Here is an 18,355-nt window from a genome sequence, read left to right as displayed (position 1 = left end):
TAGCGGGTCAGACGTCCAAGAAGCGAACATCTTTCGCGTTGCGCGCGATGAAGCTGCGGCGTGCGACGACGTCCTCACCCATCAGCACCGAGAACAGTTCGTCGGCGGCGGCGGCGTCATCGAGAGTGACCTGGCGCAACGTGCGGGTGGCGGGATCCATCGTGGTCTCCCACAGCTCGCTCGGGTTCATCTCGCCGAGACCCTTGTAACGCTGGATGCCGTCGTCGGTGTTGATCTTCTTGCCTGCCGCCAGACCGGCCTCGATCATCGCGTCCCGCTCGCGGTCGGTGTAGGCGTATTCGGCTGCCGCGCCCTTCTGCCACTTCAACTTGTAGAGCGGTGGCTGCGCCAGGTAGACGTGCCCGTGCTCGATGAGCGGACGCATGAACCGGAACAGCAGGGTCAGCAGCAGCGTCGAGATGTGCTGGCCGTCGACGTCGGCGTCGGCCATCAGCACGATCTTGTGATAGCGCAGCTTGGCGATGTCGAACTCGTCGTGGATGCCCGTACCGAAAGCGGTGATGATCGACTGCACCTCGGTGTTCTTCAGGACGCGGTCGATGCGGGCCTTCTCGACGTTGATGATCTTGCCGCGCAGCGGCAGGATCGCCTGATACATCGAGTCGCGGCCGGTCTTGGCCGATCCACCGGCGGAGTCGCCCTCCACCAGGTAGACCTCACACTTGGACGGGTCGTTGCTACGGCAGTCGGCGAGCTTGCCGGGCAGACCACCGAGATCGGTGGCGCTCTTGCGGCGCACCAGATCTCGCGCCTTGCGGGCGGCAAGCCGGGCATGTGCGGAGTCGACGGCCTTGTTCACGATGACCTTGGCCTCGGCCGGATTCGCCTCGAACCAGTGCTCGAGGTGCTCGCCGGAGGACTTCTGCACGAAGCTCTTCACCTCGGTGTTGCCCAGTTTGGTCTTGGTCTGGCCCTCGAATTGCGGGTCGCCCACCTTCACCGAGATGACGGCGGCCAAGCCCTCGCGGATGTCGTCACCGGTGAGGTTGGAGTCCTTCTCCTTGAGTAACTTCTTGTCGCGCGCATAGGAATTCACCACGCGCGTCAGAGCCGCACGAAAGCCCTCCTCGTGGGTGCCGCCCTCGTGGGTGTTGATCGTGTTCGCGAAGGTATGTACCGACTCGGAGTAGCCGTCGTTCCACTGCATGGCGACCTCGACCTCGTGGCCGGTGCCCTTGCCGGTGAACCCGATGACCGACTTGTGGATCGGATGCTTGGTGCGGTTCAGGTGCTTGATGTAGTCGACCAGACCGTCCGGATAGTGATAGGTGCGCGTCTTGGGTTTTGCTGCGGCCACGGCCTTTTGCTGCTCGGACTGCACCACCTCGGCGGTATCGGGATCACCCTCGGCGTCGTCGTCGGGCTTGCCCGGCGCCTCGAGTGCCTTGGGCCGGCAGTCGGTCAGGGTGATGGTCAGACCCTTGTTCAGGAATGCCATCTCCTGCAGGCGCCGCGAGACCGTCTCCGCGTTGAACTCGGTGGTCTCGGTGAAGATCGTCGAATCCGGCCAGAAGCGCACCGTGGTGCCGGTCTTGCGGGTCGGGGCACCCTGGATGAGACCGTCCGGCTTGGAATCGGTGAAGGTCTCGGTCCAATGCGATCCGTTGACGTCGACCTCGACCTCGACCTTGCTCGACAAGGCGTTGACGACGGAGATGCCCACACCGTGCAGACCGCCGGAGACCGCATACGAGTCGGAGTCGAACTTGCCGCCGGCGTGCAGCTGGGTCATCACGACCTCGATGGTCGGCACCCCGGTGGCATGCATGGCGACGGGTATCCCTCGGCCGTCGTCGACGACCTGGACGCCGCCGTCCTCGAGCAGGGTTACGTCTACCTTGGTGGCGAATCCGGCCATCGCCTCGTCGACCGAGTTGTCCACCACCTCCCAGATGAGGTGATGGAGGCCACGTTCACCGGTGGATCCGATGTACATACCCGGACGTTTGCGCACCGCCTCGAGTCCTTCGAGGATGCTGATCGACTCGGCGCCGTATTCGGACGGCTTCTTCCGAGGCTTCTTCGATCCCGAACCATCGGTCTTGTCACTGTTGTCGGCCACGAGGTGCGTCCGCTCCTGTTCTGCTCTCGACGATCCCGACGGTGGTGAGGAAATCAGCACAAAGCGCCCGCACGGTCCTCTGTGGTGGATGAACTCCACATGTCACCGGTGCCGTCGCGGGCGGCTGATCCCCCTTGCCGGGACTACTGGCTCCAGTGTACTGCCTCAGTCGCATAGAACACGACATCCGGAGCCGCTGATTTGCACACAGGCCGATTATTTCCGACATCTGCCGGTCCGGTTGTGGTCCGGGGAGGAAATCTGGCTCTGAGTCGAGCTGACGGGAAGTTGTCGTGGCCCCACCGCGCCGGACCGCAGAGCGGCTAGCGTGCTCAGCCGTAGGTGTCGCGCGGCCCCCGACCACGGACGTGACGCTCACCCTTGCGCCACGAGGGTCCTTTCGGCCCGGTGATCCGCAACGACGTCACCACCCCGTCACCGACGGCAGCCGCGATCTTCGCGATGATCTGCGACTGGACGTACCGCAGTTGGGTGGCCCATGCGGTCGACTCGGCCTGCACGTACAACACGTTGTCGCGCAACTCATTCGGCGTCGCGTGCGAGGAGATGTCGGAGCCGACGATCTGCTCCCACATCCCGAACAGCGTGCCCTCGGCGATACGCGGTTGCCACCCGCGCTCGCGGGCCACGCCACCCACGAGCCGGCCGAAAGGCTGTGGATCGCGGGCGTCCGGGCCGGACCCCGACCAGCGCCGACGGCCGCCGGAGCGAATCGGGGAGCGGCGACGCGGCGGTGAAGCGCGGCCCTGACCCACCGACTTGCCTGCGGCGCGCGCCGTCGCCCGCGCCTCCTCGAGAGCCTGGCGGGCTCGCTCATAGCCGGTCTGCCCGCCGGGCTGGGCCGGGCGGGCCGGATCTGGCGTCGGGTCCGGTTCTCCGGTCATGGTGTGATTCTGTCCGATGAGTCCGACAAGTCAGACGTGTCGGCGCTCTCGCCCGGATCGTCCGGGGTATCGGTGCGCAGCACCGAGCGCCGAACTCCGTCCTCGTCGAGCATGACGACCCCGATCCGGCAACCGCCGATGCCCTCCGGAATATCATCGGCGACGGCCGCGGTGATGAGCAGCTGCTCGGCGCCCGCCGTGAACTCGGCGAGCTTGCGCCGACGTGCGGCGTCGAGTTCGGCGAACACGTCGTCGAGCATGATGACCGGCTCGACGCCCTCCGCGCGCGCCAACTCGACGGTCCCCAGGCGCAGGGCTAGTGCCAGCGACCATGATTCGCCATGGCTGGCAAAGCCTTTCGCGATGTCATCGCCGAGCACCAGGTCGACGTCGTCGCGGTGTGGGCCCACCAGGGACAGTCCGCGTTCGATCTCCTTGGTGCGGATCTCGCCGAGCCGGGACAGCAGTGTGGTGGCGATGGCCTCGACATTCGCGGTCTCACCGGCCGGCGGGAGGATCTCGTCGCCGACACTGGCCCGATAGCGCAGGGTTGCCGGACGCGAATGCGGTGCAATCGCCGAATACGAGGCGGCGAAATGCGGCTGGAGTTCTGCCAATACGTCAATTCGCGCGGCGGTGACCTGGCCCCCGAGATCGGCGAGCTGGGAATCCCACACGTCGAGCGTGCTGATCACCGAGTCGGCGTCGGAGCCACCGCGGCGCAACGCCGCACCCGCCGTCTTCAGCAGCGCCGAGCGTTGACGCAGTACCTTGTCATAGTCTGACCGGGCGGCGGCCAACCGCGGACCACGTTGTGCGACAAGCTCATCGACGAACCGCCGACGATCGCCGGGATCCCCTCGGACGAGCAGCAGATCCTCCGGAGCGAACAACACGGTCCGCAGGACGCCGAGCAGATCACGAGGCCGGCGCTGCGGCGCGGTGTTGAGCCATGCCTTGTTGGCGCCCTCGGCATTGATCTGCAACGCAGCGGTCAATTCCCGGCCCGCATTCTCGACCGTCACGGTCACCATTGCCGAGGACCTCGACGACCGGACCAGCGGAGCATCCGAGGAGACGCGGTGCGACCGCATGGTGGACAGGTAGAACAGTGCCTCGAGCAGATTGGTCTTCCCGAAACCGTTTCTGCCGGTGATGATCACCGGCCCCGGCGCGAGTTCGAGATCCACCTGGGTCCACGAGCGGAAATCGCGCAGATGAAGTTCGCGGACGAACACGGTTACCCGGCGGTCGGCGGCGAGCCGGTCTCGCCGACCGCGCGGCCTGCGGTGTCGTGGACGGCGTGCCCGCCGAACTGATTACGCAGTGCCGAAACGGCTTTCAATGCCGGTGAGTCATCCTGACGCGACGCGAAGCGGGCGAACAGCGCGGCCGAGATCACATTGGCCGGAACCGAATGGCGGATGGCCTCCTCGACCGTCCACCGGCCTTCACCGGAGTCGGTTGTGTAATCGGAGATCTCGGCCAGACCCGGATCCTCTTGCAGTGCCCGGACCAGCAGATCGAGCAGCCAGGACCGGATGACGGTGCCGTGGGTCCAGGCGCGCAGCGTGCCCTCGACGTCGGTGATCAGCGGCTCGGCCGACAGGAGTTCATATCCTTCGCCGTAGGCATGCATCAGCCCGTACTCGATGCCGTTGTGCACCATCTTCGCGTAGTGACCGGCACCGACCGGACCGGCATGCACGAATCCGTCGGCACGCTCACCTTCGGGGCGCAGCGCATCAAAGACCGGCAGAAGGCGCTCGATGTCGGCGTTTGCCCCACCGGCCATCAGGCCGTAACCGTTGTCCAGGCCCCAGACGCCACCCGACACACCACAATCGATATACCCGATCCCATTGGCCTGCAACACTTTTGCGTGTTCAAGATCGTCGGTGTAGCGAGAATTGCCACCGTCGATGACGATGTCGCCGGGGGCGAGTAGCTTGCCGAGCGAGGCAATCGTGGTCCGTGTGGGATCCCCGGACGGAACCATCACCCAGATCGCGCGCGGCGCCTCGAGAGCGTCGACCAGATCGGCGAGTGAGCCGACGTCGGAGACGTCGGGACGCGGATCGTAACCGATCACCTCATGGCCCGCTCCGACGATACGGGTGGCCATGTTGGCACCCATCTTTCCCAGACCAACGAGTCCCAGCTGCATTCGAGATCCTTCCGAGGTTGTGGTCGGTACCCGGGCTTCGGTCCTGCGGAGGCCGGTTCAGCCAGGCAGGCGCACCGGCATCAGCAGATAGCTGAAGGCGCTGTCGGGGGCGACGAACGCACCCGACTCGTCGGCGACCGGCTCATCACCGGTCGATATCCGCAACACGGCGGGACGGCTCGGCGTGGTGAACCCGAAGTCGACCGATTTGGCGTTGATCGCCGAGAGGCCATCTTGCAGATAGCCGGGATTGAATGCGATCGTCAGCGGCTCGCCACGGAACTCGACCGGAAGTTCTTCCTCTGCCTTACCTGCCTCATCGCCACCGGCGGTGAGCAGCACGGATCCCTCGGTGAACTCCATCCGGACCTGGGCACCGCGCTCGGCGACGAGGGCGACCCGCTTGATCGCCTCGATCAACGGCGCACTCTCGACCGTCGCGACCGCGGTGTGCGCCGCGGGCAGCAGCTGGCGGAACTTGGGGAACTCGGCGTCGAGCAGACGCGTGGTGTTCTGTTTGGCCTCACCGAGAATGCCCATGATGCCCTCGGCGCCGACGCCGTCACCCGCACCGAACGCCAGACGCACCGATCCGGTGCCCTCGGCGCCGGCGGTCTTCGCGCTTTCCGACAGCGTCTTGGCCGGCACGAGAACCGCACCACTGACGTCGGGCTGATTGGGCTGCCACTCGAGTTCACGCACCGCGAGCCGGAAGCGGTCGGTGGCTGCCAGTACGACGGTGTTGCCCTCGATCTCGACCCGGACACCGGTGAGCATCGGCAGTGTGTCGTCGCGGCCGGCGGCCACCGCGACCTGCGACACCGCCTCGGCGAACAAGCCCGCCGGGATCGACCCGGTGACGGTGGGTACATCGGGTAGCTGTGGGTAGTCCTCGACGGGCATCGTCGGCAGGGAGAACTTTGCGCTACCGCAGGTGATCGTGACCCGGGAGCCATCCAGCGTCACATCGACCGGCTTGTTGGGCAGGGCCCGGGTGATATCGGCGAGGAGCCGGCCCGAGACCAGCACCTTGCCGGGCTCGGCGATCTCGGCCGCGATCGATTCCTGGGCCGACACCTCGTAGTCGAAACCCGAGATCGTCAGCCCGGCGTTGGCGTCACCGGAGCCCGCCTCATCGGGAGCGTCGAGGACGACACAGCCGAGTACCGGGACCGGCGGACGGGACGGCAGGCTTCGGGCAACCCAGGCGACGGAATCGGCGAACTGGTCGCGCGCGACACGAAACTTCATGACTTAGGGTGCGCCCTTCTCTCATCTGCCTTGGTCGTTCTGGGCTCGTACCGATTCGCGGGCCGACACAGTCGAAGACGCGACCGACCAGAATCGGGAGTTCCCACTCTAGAACGACGAAGCGTGTAGGTGGGTGGTTGGGGTCAAGTCGCCACGCCGCGACGAGGCGATGTCGGCGAGTGCGGCCGGTGTGGGTGTGTACACACATCCTTCTTCAAAACAGATCTCTTGAAAGAGAAATCAACAATAGTCATAGGTCCTGTGGATCCTGTGGAGATCCTGGTGTTCGCCGAGCGTACGTGCCGGATCCGGATGTGGAGTGTCGGTGGATGAGTCGTGGGGTGTTGGGGGTGCCGATGTGGATGAAGGTTGTTGTTCGTCTCCCGTCCACCATCCATGCACAGATCCGGGCCGTCGATCCCAAGGTGTATCCACAGGCTCGGCAGTGGGGATTCGGCGCCGAATCCCGCCGATCCGAAGGCACGACGACGACCGTCGCCCGCGCGAAACGCTCGGGCGCACCTCGAGGGTTTGCGGTTGTGCGGACCCGCAGGGCGCGGAAACTGTGGACGCGGAAACCGCGGGGCAGTATGAGGCGCGGGCGGTACCAGGCGCCGCGTAGGGCGGCACCGGCAGAGCGGGGACGGTGCAGAGCGGGGACGGCAGCCCGGAGGGTCAGCGGTCGGCGCGTTGTTTGATTCGAGCGGTGAGTTCCTGGACGTGGTCGTAGACCTTGCGTCGCTCGGCCATCTCCTTGCGGATCTTGCGCTCGGCATACATCACCGTGGTGTGGTCGCGGTCGAAGGTTTCACCGATCTTCGGCAGCGACAGGTCGGTGAGCTCGCGGCACAGATACATCGAGATCTGCCGCGCCTGGGCGATCGCCCTGGTCTTGCCCGGCCCACGGAGTTCGTCGACGGAGATGTCGAAGTACTCGGCAGTGATCGCCAGAATGCCCGCGGCACTGATCTCGAGGGTTCCCGAGTTGGGGAGCAAGGCCTGCAGGACGACGTCGGCGAGCGATTTGTCGAGCTCGGTGTTGTTCAGCGAGGCAAAGGCGGTGACGCGGATCAGCGCACCCTCGAGCTCGCGGATGTTGCGTTCGATCTTGGAGGCGATCAGCTCGAGCACGTCGTCGGGCACGGCGATGTTGTCCATCTGCGCTTTCTTGCGCAAGATGGCGATACGCGTTTCCAGATCCGGCGGCTGGACGTCGGTGATGAGCCCCCATTCGAACCGGGTTCGGAGCCGATCCTCAAGCGTCGCAAGCTGTTTGGGCGGTCGATCGGACGAGATGACGATCTGTTTGCTGGTGTTGTGGAGGGTGTTGAAGGTGTGGAAGAACTCTTCCTGGATGCCTTCTTTGCCGATCAGGAACTGGATGTCGTCGACGAGAAGGATATCGACGTCGCGGTAGCGCCGTTTGAAAGCGACGCGGCGATCATCACGCAGCGAGTTGATGAAGTCGTTGGTGAATTCTTCGGTGGAGACGTACTTGACCCGCATCCCGGGGAAGAGGCGTTGCGCGTAGTGACCGGCCGCGTGAAGGAGGTGGGTCTTGCCCAGACCGGACTCGCCCCAGATGAACAGGGGGTTGTACGCGCGCGCCGGGGCCTCGGCCACGGCGACCGCGGAGGCGTGGGCAAAACGGTTGGAGGCGCCGATGACGAAGGTGTCGAAGGTGTACTTCGGGTTGAGACTCACCGGTGAGCTCGACGACCCCGCCGAGCCGGTCGGGCGCTCGGCGAAGTACGACGACCACTGGGCCCCGGGTGACGGGCCGGTACCGCGATCCGATGTCTCCGCCGTCCCCCCGTTGTGTGCGGGCGACGGAAAGGTGTCGGGCAACGACCCGGTGGCGCCGGTCTTGCCGAAGGGATCGGCGGGTGCGGCGCCGTCGATGCCGGGATCGTGTGGGAGGACGCGGGTGGCCTCGTCGAACACCGTCGGCGCCGGGGTCCCGAGATCTGCGGCGGCCTCGACGACCGGGGCCGGGGTGGCGGTGCGCACACCCAGGTCGACCGGTTGGCCGAGGTGGCGACTCAAGGTGGCACGGATCGTGTCGCGCAGATTGCGTTCGATCTGTTCCTGCACGAGCGGGGTCGGCACGGCCAGCAGTGCGAAGCCCTCAGCCAGGTTGAGTGGCTGAACAAGGGACAACCACGCCTTTTGCTGCCGGCTGAGCGGTTCGTGGTTGGCGGCGTCGTTGTTGAGTTCGGCGACGACCTGGGCCCAGACCTCGCCGAAGGAGTCGCGATCTGATGTCACAGTGAACCTCCTGCTCGACGTCTGGTGTGAACGCCGGTGAGGTCACCGGGCACGTTCCGCGCTGGTCACCGGGCACGTACCGTGCATGCGACGCCAGTCCTCGATGTGGCGTACGTTCCGGCTTCCGCCACGATGAAACTACCAGTATCGGTGCGGACGGATACCACCTTGACCCTGTGTAACGGACTTGTCCACACAGTTATCCACAGCTGTGAATAAAAGGGGAACGGCGGACAGGCCAGGCGGGTTCGTCGACACCGCTCGCCGCGAGTGCAGCTTGCCTTCGAGAACGGTAACAGACCCTGTCGTGCCCCGACAACGAAATCCGCGTCGTAATCCGTCGAACGGGTGAACCGGCGGCAGTCGATCAGGTACAGACGGCGTTGGCCTGCGGCAAAACCCCGCGTTTGATTTGGTCGGGTCGACTCCCGTACTCTCGACTGGTCATCCAGGTTGCGGATTTGCGGTGGATCACGTCGTTACCAGTGCTGTCGAGGTTCGCCGGCAATGGGAGCGGCGCCACCAACCGGCATGAGTCCGGCACCGAATCAGGATAAGCAGAGACCACCACAGGATGTGGGAACGCGCACAAGGCGGCGCGCCCATGTCACCGAGCACAAGGAGTCACCGTGGCCAAGGGAAAGCGGACTTTCCAGCCCAACAATCGTCGTCGCGCACGCGTGCACGGCTTCCGGTTGCGTATGCGCACCCGTGCGGGTCGTGCCATCGTCAACAGCCGTCGTACCAAGGGCCGCACGAAGCTCACGGCCTGATCTCGATCTACGCTGCCGGTCGCGACCTGGTGTCCGACCGGCTTCGTGTTGCTCGATGATGACGGCCCAACATCGGATCACTCGCGGGTCCGACTTCTCCCGCACGCTGAAACGCGGCGTGCGGTCTTCGACGCGTGATCTGGTGGTCAGCGTCGCGGTGGTACCGGGCGCGTGGCCGGATCCGTCGGGACGCCGTAACCGGCTCGCGATGGCCGGTGGCCCCTGGCTCGGTTTGATCGTCAGTAAGTCTGTGGGACCGGCGGTGATCCGTCACCGTGTGGCCCGTCGACTTCGGGCGGCGTTCCGCGAGGTGTCTGCTGCGGTGCCGGCCCCCGAATCGTTCGTCGTCGTCCGGGCCCTGCCCGGGGCGGCTGAACGCACCAGCGACGAACTGGCCGTCCAGTTGCGAGAAGTTTTGGCGCGCAAGCGGGTTCGTGAATTGACGACAACGATCACCGACTTCGGTGGCCCGGTATGACCGCGGAAGTGCGAGAGTCCGGTCCGCGGTCGTCGGATGATGCCGGTAGAGGTGTGCGACGGTGGCTGTATCTGTTCCCGCGCAACGCGATGATCTTTCTCATCGAGCTGTACCGAACGTGGGTGTCGCCGTTGCGGCTGCCGACGTGCCGGTTCGAACCGACCTGCTCGGCGTATGCGGTGGAGGCGCTCACCACCCGCGGCTTCGTCCACGGCGGAGCATTATCGATCCTGCGGCTGCTCAAATGTGGGCCGTGGCACAAACCTGGTTATGACCCGGTGCCCGAACGTGGGTTCCGGCATCGTGCGCCGGTGACGGACCCAGTCGGACCGAACGCAGCTGGTCCGAATACTGCGGCGGAAACGTCGTATCGCATCGCCGATTGCGGCGTTCGCGCATCTATGGAAGTGAGGGATAGCTGACCCGTGCTGAACTTCATCTATTGGCCGGTATCCGCGATCATGTGGTTCTGGCACTGGCTGTTCGACTTCATCACGCCCAACTCCCCCGGCGGTGACGGCGTCGCGTGGGCACTGTCGGTCGTGTTCCTTGTGTTCACCCTGCGCGCCATCCTCTACAAGCCCTTCGTGAAGCAGATCCGCACCACGAAGAAGATGCAGGAGATCAATCCGCAGCTGCAGGCGATCCGGAAGAAGTACGCCAAGGATCGCGTCAAGATGACCGAGGAGATGCAGAAACTGCAGAAGGAGCACGGGTTCAATCCCCTGCTCGGCTGCTTGCCGATGCTCCTGCAGGTCCCCGTGTTCATCGGTTTGTTCCACGTGTTGCGGTCGTTCAACCGCACCGCGACGGGCATGGGCCAACTCGGAATGACGCCGGAGCAGACCAGAGCGTCCGGCAACTACATCTTCAACGTCGACCAGGTGCAGAACTTCCTCGACGCTCGACTCTTCGGGGTTCCGCTCTCCTCGTTCATCACCGAGCCCAAGACCGAATGGACCGCATTCGTCCAGCCCGGACATCCGATCGACTTCACCCGGGTCGACATCGCGATCGTCGTCATCCCGATGATGATCATCGCCTCGATCGCCACGCACATGAACTCACGGGCGTCCGTCGCACGTCAGCCGGAGGCTGCGCTGGAGAATCCGCAGACCCGCATGATGAATCTGTTGGCGCTCTACGTCTTCCCGCTCGGCATCCTCGTGACCGGTGCGTTCTTCCCCGTCGCCATCCTTCTGTACTGGATGAGTAACAACGTCTGGACCTATGGTCAGCAACATCTCGTGTTCGGCCGGATCGCGCGCGAAGAGGAAGAAGCGCGCGTCGCCAAGCAAGAGAAGTTGAAAGCCAATGCGCCCAAGCCGGGGGTGAAGCCCGATCGGTCGAAGAAGCCGGACGACGCCCAGGATGGGGGCTCGAGCAGCGGGTCCGGTTCGGGTAGTGGTGTCGAATTGACGAAGGGTTCGGACGCCACCGCCACCGCCGGCACACCGAAGAGCGAGTCATTGAAGGACCGGCTCACCAAGGGCTTTCTGTCCCGGGGTGGATCGGAGCCCGCAGTGACGGCGACGGATGGAGCAGCCGCGGATACCGACGGCACCGCGAGCGCCGCACGCTCCGACCCGGCCGGAACCGGCAAGAGTGATTCTGATGGCGGTGGTGCCACGGTGAACGGTGCCGTCCCCGATACCAAGCCCAGACCGGGCCAGAAACCGGCAGCGCGGGGCGCCGGCGGGTCCGCCCCGAAGTCCAAGAACCAGACATCGAAGAAGGGTGGAAAGCGAAGCGGCCGCAAGGGCGGCCGGCGCTGATCCATTCGGCTCCGTGGGCCGGCATCACGCCGGGGACCGCGATAGACATTGCAGTTACGAACAAGAAGGTGGGACCGAGAGATGACAGCTGAGACCACGACGCACGGAGAGCCAGGCGCGACCGAGTCGGATGCTCAGGACGTCGACCCCCAGAACGCTGAGCAGAACGTAGCCGTCGAAGCCGACTCCCCCATTGTCGAGAGCGATGCGACCGAGAGCGATGCCGGCGCTGCTGATGCCGACGCTGCTGACGCGGACGACGAAGAGGCGGACGACGGTGACCGGCTGTTCGAAGAAGGCGAAATCGCCGGGGACTATCTGGAACAGCTGCTCGATGTCCTGGACTTCGACGGCGACATCGATCTCGATGTCGACGGCGACCGCGCGATCGTCAGCATCGATGGTGGCGACGATCTCGCGAAGCTGGTCGGGCGCAACGGAGAGATCCTGGACGCGCTGCAGGAATTGACGCGGCTGGCCGTGCAGCAGGTGACCGGAGATCGCAGCCGGCTGATGCTTGACATTGCGCGGTGGCGGGCGGATCGACGTGAGCGCCTCGCACGAATCGGCACCGACGTGGCCGAGCGCGTCCGCGACAATGGTGGTCGCGAGGCGATGGATCCGATGACCCCGTTCGAGCGCAAGATCGTCCACGACGCGGTTGCCGCGGTCGACGGTGTGATGAGTGAGAGCGAGGGCGTCGAGCCCAAGCGTCGGGTCGTGGTTATCAAGATCGAGTGACACCAGCTAGACGATCAGTGAAGATGAAGTCCCGGCCTCGGCCGGGACTTTGTCGTTTGTGGGTCCATGAATCACATACATGTCATTCGGTGTTTCACGTGAAACGGTCGTGCGGATCGCCGAGGACGATAGGAGTGGGTTTCACGTGAAACAAGAGTCCGCGGGCGAAGACAGTCGTCCTGGCGAGCCGGGTCAGGATGAATCGGATGCGGTCGACGCCGACCACTCCCCTCCCCCATCGGCACAGGATGTCTTCGGCGACCGGTTGGGAATGGCCGAGTTCTATCGCGAGCGACTCGCCGGCGACGGAATCGCCCGCGGGCTGATCGGCCCGCGTGAGGTCCCGCGGCTGTGGGATCGGCATCTCGTCAACTGCGCGGTGCTCGGCGAAGCGATCGGCCAGGGCCAGTCCGTCATCGATATCGGGAGTGGCGCCGGACTGCCGGGCATCCCATTGGCCTTGGCGCGCCCCGATCTCCGGATCACGTTGGTCGAGCCACTGCTGCGCCGAACGACCTTTTTGGCGGAGGTTGTGGAGTCGCTCGGACTGGACGTGGCCATCGTGCGGGGTCGCGCGGAAGATGGTTCGGTGCGATCCGCGCTTGATCTGGCGGACGTGGTGACGTCCCGTGCAGTTGCTCCGATGGATCGCCTCGTTGCGTGGTCGGCTCCGTTGATACGTCCGGGCGGGCGTCTGATCGCGATCAAGGGGTCGTCCGCGAGCGAGGAGATCATGACGCATCGCGCAGCCGTTGAGCGGCTCGGCATCGAGGACCTGACGGTTCGGCAGTGCGGTGTGGGCATCATCGACCCGCCGACTACGGTTGTCGTAGGCATCCGAAATGATCGGGTCAGCAGATCGCAACCATCGAAAACGAAGCGGGCGGATCGGCAGCGTCGGTCAGGTGCTCGTCGGGCAGGGAGGTAATTGGTGCGGATCGGTCGCAGGGCGCAGAATAGAAGGGCGTCAACGAACACCTCGGATATCCCCGGTGACGCGTCATTTGTCGGGCAAAGGAGTCCCAGCGTGGTCGAGCAAGACCCGAACGTTTCCCGTGAAACCGTCCCCTCGAACACGAACCGCGCATCGGCGAACTCGCTCGCCGATACACCGATCGCCGCCGCGGCGGCACGCGCGAGCCAGGTACTGACACCGGGAGCGTCCGGGCAACTGCCCCGCCCGGGAGCGACCCGCGTGCTCACGGTCGCAAATCAAAAAGGTGGGGTCGGTAAGACGACCACCGCGGTGAACCTGGCGGCAGGTCTGGCCGTCCATGGTTTGCGGGTCCTCGTCGTAGACCTCGATCCTCAAGGAAATGCGAGCACGGCCCTTGGCATCGATCATCGGGCGCCCGACATCGCGTCTGTCTACGAACTGCTCCTCGGTGAGGTCGGCGTCCGCGAAGCCATCAAGCAGAGTCCGAGCTACCCGAATCTTTTCTGCATTCCTGCGACGCTAGATCTGGCCGGAGCCGAGATCGAGTTGGTGTCGCTGGTCGCACGCGAGAATCGCCTTCGCAATGCACTGAGCGACGAGGCGATCAAGGAATACGGCTTCGACTACATCTTCATCGATTGCCCGCCATCGCTGGGTCTACTGACCGTCAACGCGATGGTCGCGGCGCGTGAGGTGCTCATCCCGATCCAGTGTGAGTACTACGCGCTCGAAGGCGTCGGACAGCTGCTTCGAAACATCGAGCTCGTTCAAGCGCATCTCAACAAGGATCTCCACGTGTCGACGATTGTGCTGACGATGTATGACGGCCGCACCAAGCTTGCCGACCAGGTGGCTGAGGAAGTACGTCGGCACTTCGGCGACAAGGTGCTGTCGACGATCATTCCGCGCAGCGTGAAGGTCTCCGAGGCGCCCGGCTACGGCATGACGATCATCGAATACGACCCGGGTTCACGTGGATCAATGAGCTATCTCGATGCCGCACGCGAAGTCGCGATGCGTGCCTCGACGATCGCGCCGCGTACGTCCTGAACGCTGTACTACCGAAGATGACGTACCTCCAGCACCAGCCTCTCGGAGAGGAATGAAGTGAGTCAGAAAGAGACCGTACAGCGGCGTGGTGGCCTCGGCCGTGGATTGGCGGCGTTGATCCCGACCGGCCCGACCGATGATGATCCGACCGCACCCAAGCTGGGCTCCGCGGCTGCCGATGTCGTGCTGGGCACCGGCACCACCGGCGCAACCGCACCGAGCAATGCCCCAGCCTCGAACCCCGCAGCGGGCGCCGGTTCCGGAAGCTCGGCTCCTACTCCCCCGACGCCGGCCGGCACACCCGATGAGGTCGGGGCGGTGTACCGAGAACTTCCGCCGCAGATCATCCAGCCGAACCCGCATCAGCCGCGCACCGTCTTCGACGAGGACGCCCTCAACGAATTGATCCACTCGATTCGCGAGTTCGGGCTCATGCAGCCCATCGTGGTCCGCAAACTGTCGAAGCCGACCGCAGGCGGCGTCGAGTATCAGATCGTCATGGGCGAGCGCCGGTGGCGTGCGAGTCAGGAGGCCGGACTCGACGCCATCCCGGCGATCGTGCGCGAGACGCCGGACAGCGAAATGTTGCGCGACGCGCTGTTGGAGAACATCCACCGCGCTCAGTTGAATCCCCTCGAAGAAGCGGCGGCCTACCAGCAGCTGCTCGAGGAGTTCGACGTGACACATGAAGAACTGGCGGCGCGGCTGGGCCGTTCCCGGCCGGTCATCACCAACATGATCCGGCTGCTGAAGCTCCCGATCCCGGTGCAACGGCGAGTCGCTGCCGGTGTGCTTTCGGCCGGCCATGCCCGGGCACTCCTCTCCCTCGAGACCGGCAGTGACGCGCAGGAGGTGTTGGCCGCTCGAATCGTTGCCGAAGGCCTGTCCGTGCGTGCGACCGAGGAAGCGGTGACGCTGGCGAATCGCGATGGCGATTCGTCAGCGCCGAGTCCGACTGCGAAACGCAAGCCGATGCAGATGCCGGGGTTGCAGGATCTCGCGGAACGTCTCTCGGACCAGTTGGATACACGCGTGACCGTGAGTCTGGGCAAGCGTAAGGGCAAGATCGTGGTCGAGTTCGGGTCGGTGGATGACCTACAGCGGATCATCGGCGTGATCGATCCGAGGAAGTGATTTTGACGACGAGTTTTCACGACCAAGGACTCCCGGGAGTAACGTCACAGTGACGCATCTGTTCGTTCGAACGCCGACCGGACCCGAAAGTGTTTGGGGCACATCAGGTCTCGACGTAGATCCAGATTTGGGACGGATGATCTGACATGGAACCCGTGGTGTCGCGGCTGAGTTTGGAGTCATTCGACTCGTTGCCGCCGCATGCCCGTCGATGTGTCTTCTGGGAGGTCGATCCGGGTACCCGGGACCCACTGACCCGCTTCTCGACCGACCATGGTGCGTTCGAGAGCGAGTTCGACAAGGAAGCGTGGATATCCGCGGCGCTACTGGAGTGGGGCGCGTGCGGTCAGCTTGCCACCGACCCGGCGACCGGTGTGATCGTCGGCGCTGCGTTCTATGCCCCGCCGGGGCGTGTTCCGCGTTCGCAACTGTTCCCCACCTCACCGGTGAGTGCCGACGCCGTCCTTCTCTCCGCGATTCACGTGGAGCCGGGCTATGAGGAAGTCGCCACTCCCCTGCTGGATGCGGTCGTCGTCGACTTGATGCGACGCGGTGTGCGCGCGGTGGAGGCATTCGGACTTGTTCGCGGCGGCGGCGGCAGTCAGGCCGTCGGCGCCGAAGGTGATGAGCGTGCCGAGACGCGACCTGGTCCCGACAGCGATGCGGCGCCGGGGATGCGCGACATCAGCGAATGGTCCGATGAAGAGATCGTCAGCGTCGCACGTGAAATTCTGGACAGTCCGCAAACAGATCTCTGTCTGCGATGCCTGCTCGACGCCGGTTTCCTCAAGGACTCCGGGTTTGACGTGGTCGCTTCACATGCTCGGTTCCCGCGTCTACGACTGGAACTCGACGAAGGACTCGGCTGGAAGTCAGAGGTCGAGGGGGCGTTGGAGAAGCTCATCGTGATGGCGGCCATCGACGTCACCGGCAAGGAACGGACCTTCGCGCCAGTGGGTCGACGCAATTGAGTCGACGTAGCTGAGCTGTCAGTAGATGCGATTTGCACCGAAATACGGTGCACTACAGGGTCTTTCGCAGTTACGTCAGGAAATCTCTTCGGCGGCAAGAAGATCGGCAAAGGTGTAAGTGCCGGTGGGCCGGTCGTCATCACCGAGGAGATAAAGTCGCTTGACGGCGACGAGAATTGCCTCGGCGATCACGTTGCGGTAGTCGGGGTCGTCGAGGACGCCGGCGTCGTCGGGGTTGGTGATATATCCGACGTCGAGCATGGCGACGGGCATTCTGGTGAGGCGCAACACTTCCCACGTGCGTTCGTGGGTCCGGCAGTCGGTCAACGGAGTGCGCGCGGCGATCTCGCGCTGGATGAATCCGGCGAGATTGCGGCCGATCGTCGAAAATGAGCCGTGGCTGTTGCCGAAGTAGAAGGCGGCCACTCCGTTCGCGGTCGCGCTCGGATAGTGGCCGACACGCAACGAGATCATCACGTCGGCGTCGATCATGTTGGCGACGCGGGCGCGTTCTTCGTCGGTGGGGCGGCCCCGGCCGTCGTGCGACAGAAACGTTTCCATGCCGGCGGCAGCCATCCGGCCCTCCAGGCGTGCGGCGAGATCCCAGAGCAGCCGACTTTCGTCATCGGCAAGTGCGCCGGACGAGAGATCGTGGAGGCCACCGGATCCCGGGTCGATGACGATTCGTTTGCCCGACAGTCGGGGCCCGGACCGACGGACGTGCTCTTCTTCTCGAATGGCCAGCGGCGAACCACCGGTCACCCGGGTGCCGAGACGTTCGAGTGATCGCAGGGTCGCGGGTCCGCAGATACCGTCGGCGAAGAGTCCGTATTCGCTCTGGTACAGGCAGACCGCATTGTGGGTCGTCTCGCCGAAGGTGCCGTCGACGAGGGCGGTGTAGTAGCCGAGATTCTGTAGGCGGCTCTGCAGGGTTGCCACGTCGTCACCGACCATCGGTGCCGAGAAGCGGAACGCCAACACGCGGGCACCGAGCTGATAGGAGGCTTCGCGGAGGGCGCGGTACGTCGCCGGACCGACGATGCCGTCGACGATCAGTCCGCGCCGCTGCTGGAAGGCCCGAACCGCCTGGTCGGTGTCGGAATCGAAGAGATCACTGGTCCCCTCGTCAGCGGCGTGCCGACCGATCGAGGTGGGGAGGAGACCTTGTCCGGCGAGGATGGAACGGACCTCGACAACCGCCGATCCCTGATCACCCAGTCGGAATAGTGGCATCTGAAGACTCCTTGGTCGCGCTGGACGGCCGTTGTCCGCGCGGATTGCGATTCGACGCCGGTGCTTGACGCTGATCGCATTCGGCAGAACCACGAGCATTCTTTCAGTTCGGCCCACATGGGCCAAACCGAATGAGGTCACAATACCGCGACGGGCGCTGTCACCTGCGCAGATGCTGGTGACAGCGCCCGTCCTATGTCACACGATGTCAGGCGTTGCTGCCGACGACCGAATCCAATTCGCGCAGTAGGGCGGCCTTACCCTTGGCGCCGACGATCGTCTTCGTGGGCTTGCCGTTCTCGAACAGGATCATGGTCGGGATCGACATGATCTGGAAGTCACGCGCTGTCGCAGGATTGGCGTCGACGTCGAGCTTGGCGACGGTCAGCTTCTCGCTGTGCGCATCGGCGATCTCCTCGAGTACCGGCGCAACCATGCGGCACGGGCCGCACCAGGTGGCCCAGAAGTCGACGAGCACCGGTTTGTCCGAGTCGAGGACGGCATCCTTGAATGTGGCGTCGGTGACGGGGACGGTATTTGCTCCCATGAGTGATTCCTCCTGTGTGGATTGGCGTCTGTGGTGGATGGT

Annotated in this window: 16 protein-coding genes and 1 pseudogene; 9 read left to right on the top strand and 8 right to left on the bottom strand. The window is 64.6% G+C overall.

Translation table 11 applies throughout. The features are described 5' to 3' along the window. Positions 1 to 7 precede the first annotated feature (7 nt). The 6 genes and pseudogenes from gyrB to dnaA form a co-directional block, all read right to left on the bottom strand. Entirely contained in the window at positions 8 to 2,083 is a 2,076-nt protein-coding gene (gene gyrB / locus ACLQ3C_RS12420; protein ID WP_425705370.1) for a DNA topoisomerase (ATP-hydrolyzing) subunit B, read from the bottom strand. 332 nt (positions 2,084 to 2,415) lie between these two features. After that, positions 2,416 to 2,988 (bottom strand): DUF721 family protein, encoded by a 573-nt coding sequence (locus ACLQ3C_RS12415; protein WP_425705369.1) that lies wholly within the window; start codon positions 2,986 to 2,988, stop codon positions 2,416 to 2,418. Further along, a complete protein-coding gene (gene recF / locus ACLQ3C_RS12410) occupies positions 2,985 to 4,226 on the bottom strand; it encodes a DNA replication/repair protein RecF (protein ID WP_425705368.1) in 1,242 nt (413 codons plus the stop codon). The genes ACLQ3C_RS12415 and recF overlap by 4 nt, the downstream gene beginning before the upstream one ends. 2 nt (positions 4,227 to 4,228) lie before the next feature. After that, positions 4,229 to 5,194 (bottom strand): annotated as a pseudogene (gene gnd / locus ACLQ3C_RS12405) (phosphogluconate dehydrogenase (NAD(+)-dependent, decarboxylating)); the annotation flags it as partial. An 18-nt stretch (positions 5,195 to 5,212) separates the two neighbouring features. Continuing rightward, the gene (dnaN, locus tag ACLQ3C_RS12400; protein WP_425705367.1) at positions 5,213 to 6,406 is read right to left on the bottom strand and encodes a DNA polymerase III subunit beta; all 1,194 of its coding nucleotides are present in this window, start codon (positions 6,404 to 6,406) and stop codon (positions 5,213 to 5,215) included. 675 nt (positions 6,407 to 7,081) lie between these two features. After that, a complete protein-coding gene (dnaA, locus tag ACLQ3C_RS12395; protein WP_425705366.1) occupies positions 7,082 to 8,674 on the bottom strand; it encodes a chromosomal replication initiator protein DnaA in 1,593 nt (530 codons plus the stop codon). 629 nt (positions 8,675 to 9,303) lie between these two features. On the opposite strand from dnaA, the gene rpmH reads away from it, so the two are divergent. The 9 genes from rpmH (at position 9,304) to ACLQ3C_RS12350 (ending at position 16,533) form a co-directional block, all read left to right on the top strand. Beyond that, positions 9,304 to 9,447 (top strand): 50S ribosomal protein L34, encoded by a 144-nt coding sequence (gene rpmH, locus ACLQ3C_RS12390; protein WP_425705365.1) that lies wholly within the window; start codon positions 9,304 to 9,306, stop codon positions 9,445 to 9,447. Between the two features lie 55 nt (positions 9,448 to 9,502). Continuing rightward, positions 9,503 to 9,925, top strand: a complete 423-nt coding sequence (gene rnpA / locus ACLQ3C_RS12385; RefSeq protein ID WP_425705364.1) for a ribonuclease P protein component — start codon at positions 9,503 to 9,505, stop codon at positions 9,923 to 9,925. An 89-nt stretch (positions 9,926 to 10,014) separates the two neighbouring features. Further along, positions 10,015 to 10,347 carry a membrane protein insertion efficiency factor YidD gene (gene yidD / locus ACLQ3C_RS12380; RefSeq protein WP_425705436.1) on the top strand — a complete coding sequence of 111 codons (333 nt, stop codon included), beginning with the start codon at positions 10,015 to 10,017 and terminating at the stop codon, positions 10,345 to 10,347. 3 nt (positions 10,348 to 10,350) lie between these two features. Continuing rightward, positions 10,351 to 11,700: a membrane protein insertase YidC gene (gene yidC / locus ACLQ3C_RS12375; protein WP_425705363.1), complete on the top strand. Its 1,350-nt coding sequence runs from the start codon at positions 10,351 to 10,353 to the stop codon at positions 11,698 to 11,700. A gap of 81 nt (positions 11,701 to 11,781) precedes the next feature. After that, positions 11,782 to 12,441, top strand: a complete 660-nt coding sequence (locus ACLQ3C_RS12370; RefSeq protein WP_425705362.1) for a protein jag — start codon at positions 11,782 to 11,784, stop codon at positions 12,439 to 12,441. A gap of 271 nt (positions 12,442 to 12,712) precedes the next feature. Next, entirely contained in the window at positions 12,713 to 13,369 is a 657-nt protein-coding gene (gene rsmG / locus ACLQ3C_RS12365; RefSeq protein WP_425705435.1) for a 16S rRNA (guanine(527)-N(7))-methyltransferase RsmG, read from the top strand. 99 nt (positions 13,370 to 13,468) lie between these two features. Next, the gene (locus tag ACLQ3C_RS12360) at positions 13,469 to 14,428 is read left to right on the top strand and encodes a ParA family protein (protein ID WP_425705434.1); all 960 of its coding nucleotides are present in this window, start codon (positions 13,469 to 13,471) and stop codon (positions 14,426 to 14,428) included. 57 nt (positions 14,429 to 14,485) lie between these two features. Further along, the gene (locus ACLQ3C_RS12355; protein WP_425705361.1) at positions 14,486 to 15,562 is read left to right on the top strand and encodes a ParB/RepB/Spo0J family partition protein; all 1,077 of its coding nucleotides are present in this window, start codon (positions 14,486 to 14,488) and stop codon (positions 15,560 to 15,562) included. A gap of 146 nt (positions 15,563 to 15,708) precedes the next feature. Next, complete coding sequence (locus tag ACLQ3C_RS12350) at positions 15,709 to 16,533, top strand: hypothetical protein (RefSeq protein WP_425705360.1); 825 nt, start codon at positions 15,709 to 15,711, stop codon at positions 16,531 to 16,533. A gap of 75 nt (positions 16,534 to 16,608) precedes the next feature. Here ACLQ3C_RS12350 and ACLQ3C_RS12345 read toward each other — a convergent pair whose 3' ends face one another. Then, positions 16,609 to 17,766: a peptidoglycan-binding protein gene (locus ACLQ3C_RS12345; protein WP_425705359.1), complete on the bottom strand. Its 1,158-nt coding sequence runs from the start codon at positions 17,764 to 17,766 to the stop codon at positions 16,609 to 16,611. Positions 17,767 to 17,974: 208 nt separating this feature from the next. Further along, positions 17,975 to 18,352, bottom strand: coding sequence for a thioredoxin (gene trxA, locus ACLQ3C_RS12340; RefSeq protein ID WP_425705433.1), 378 nt, complete (start codon positions 18,350 to 18,352; stop codon positions 17,975 to 17,977). Between the last annotated feature and the right edge of the window lie 3 nt (positions 18,353 to 18,355).

This window comes from Gordonia sp. DT30 (assembly GCF_049844915.1).
GTDB lineage: Bacteria > Actinomycetota > Actinomycetes > Mycobacteriales > Mycobacteriaceae > Gordonia.
The sequence above is the reverse complement of the archived record's forward strand: the minus strand, read 5'-3'. Positions and strand labels throughout refer to the sequence as shown.

What these genes read in the sequence shown, in the direction of transcription:
- ACLQ3C_RS12415 (WP_425705369.1), bottom strand. Translation starts at nt 2,988, where the DNA reads ATGACCGGAGAACCGGACCCGACGCCAGATCCGGCCCGCCCGGCCCAG.
- dnaN (WP_425705367.1), bottom strand. Translation starts at nt 6,406, where the DNA reads ATGAAGTTTCGTGTCGCGCGCGACCAGTTCGCCGATTCCGTCGCCTGG.
- rnpA (WP_425705364.1), top strand. Translation starts at nt 9,503, where the DNA reads ATGATGACGGCCCAACATCGGATCACTCGCGGGTCCGACTTCTCCCGC.
- yidD (WP_425705436.1), top strand. Translation starts at nt 10,015, where the DNA reads ATGATCTTTCTCATCGAGCTGTACCGAACGTGGGTGTCGCCGTTGCGG.
- ACLQ3C_RS12370 (WP_425705362.1), top strand. Translation starts at nt 11,782, where the DNA reads ATGACAGCTGAGACCACGACGCACGGAGAGCCAGGCGCGACCGAGTCG.
- rsmG (WP_425705435.1), top strand. Translation starts at nt 12,713, where the DNA reads ATGGCCGAGTTCTATCGCGAGCGACTCGCCGGCGACGGAATCGCCCGC.
- ACLQ3C_RS12350 (WP_425705360.1), top strand. Translation starts at nt 15,709, where the DNA reads ATGGAACCCGTGGTGTCGCGGCTGAGTTTGGAGTCATTCGACTCGTTG.
- ACLQ3C_RS12345 (WP_425705359.1), bottom strand. Translation starts at nt 17,766, where the DNA reads ATGCCACTATTCCGACTGGGTGATCAGGGATCGGCGGTTGTCGAGGTC.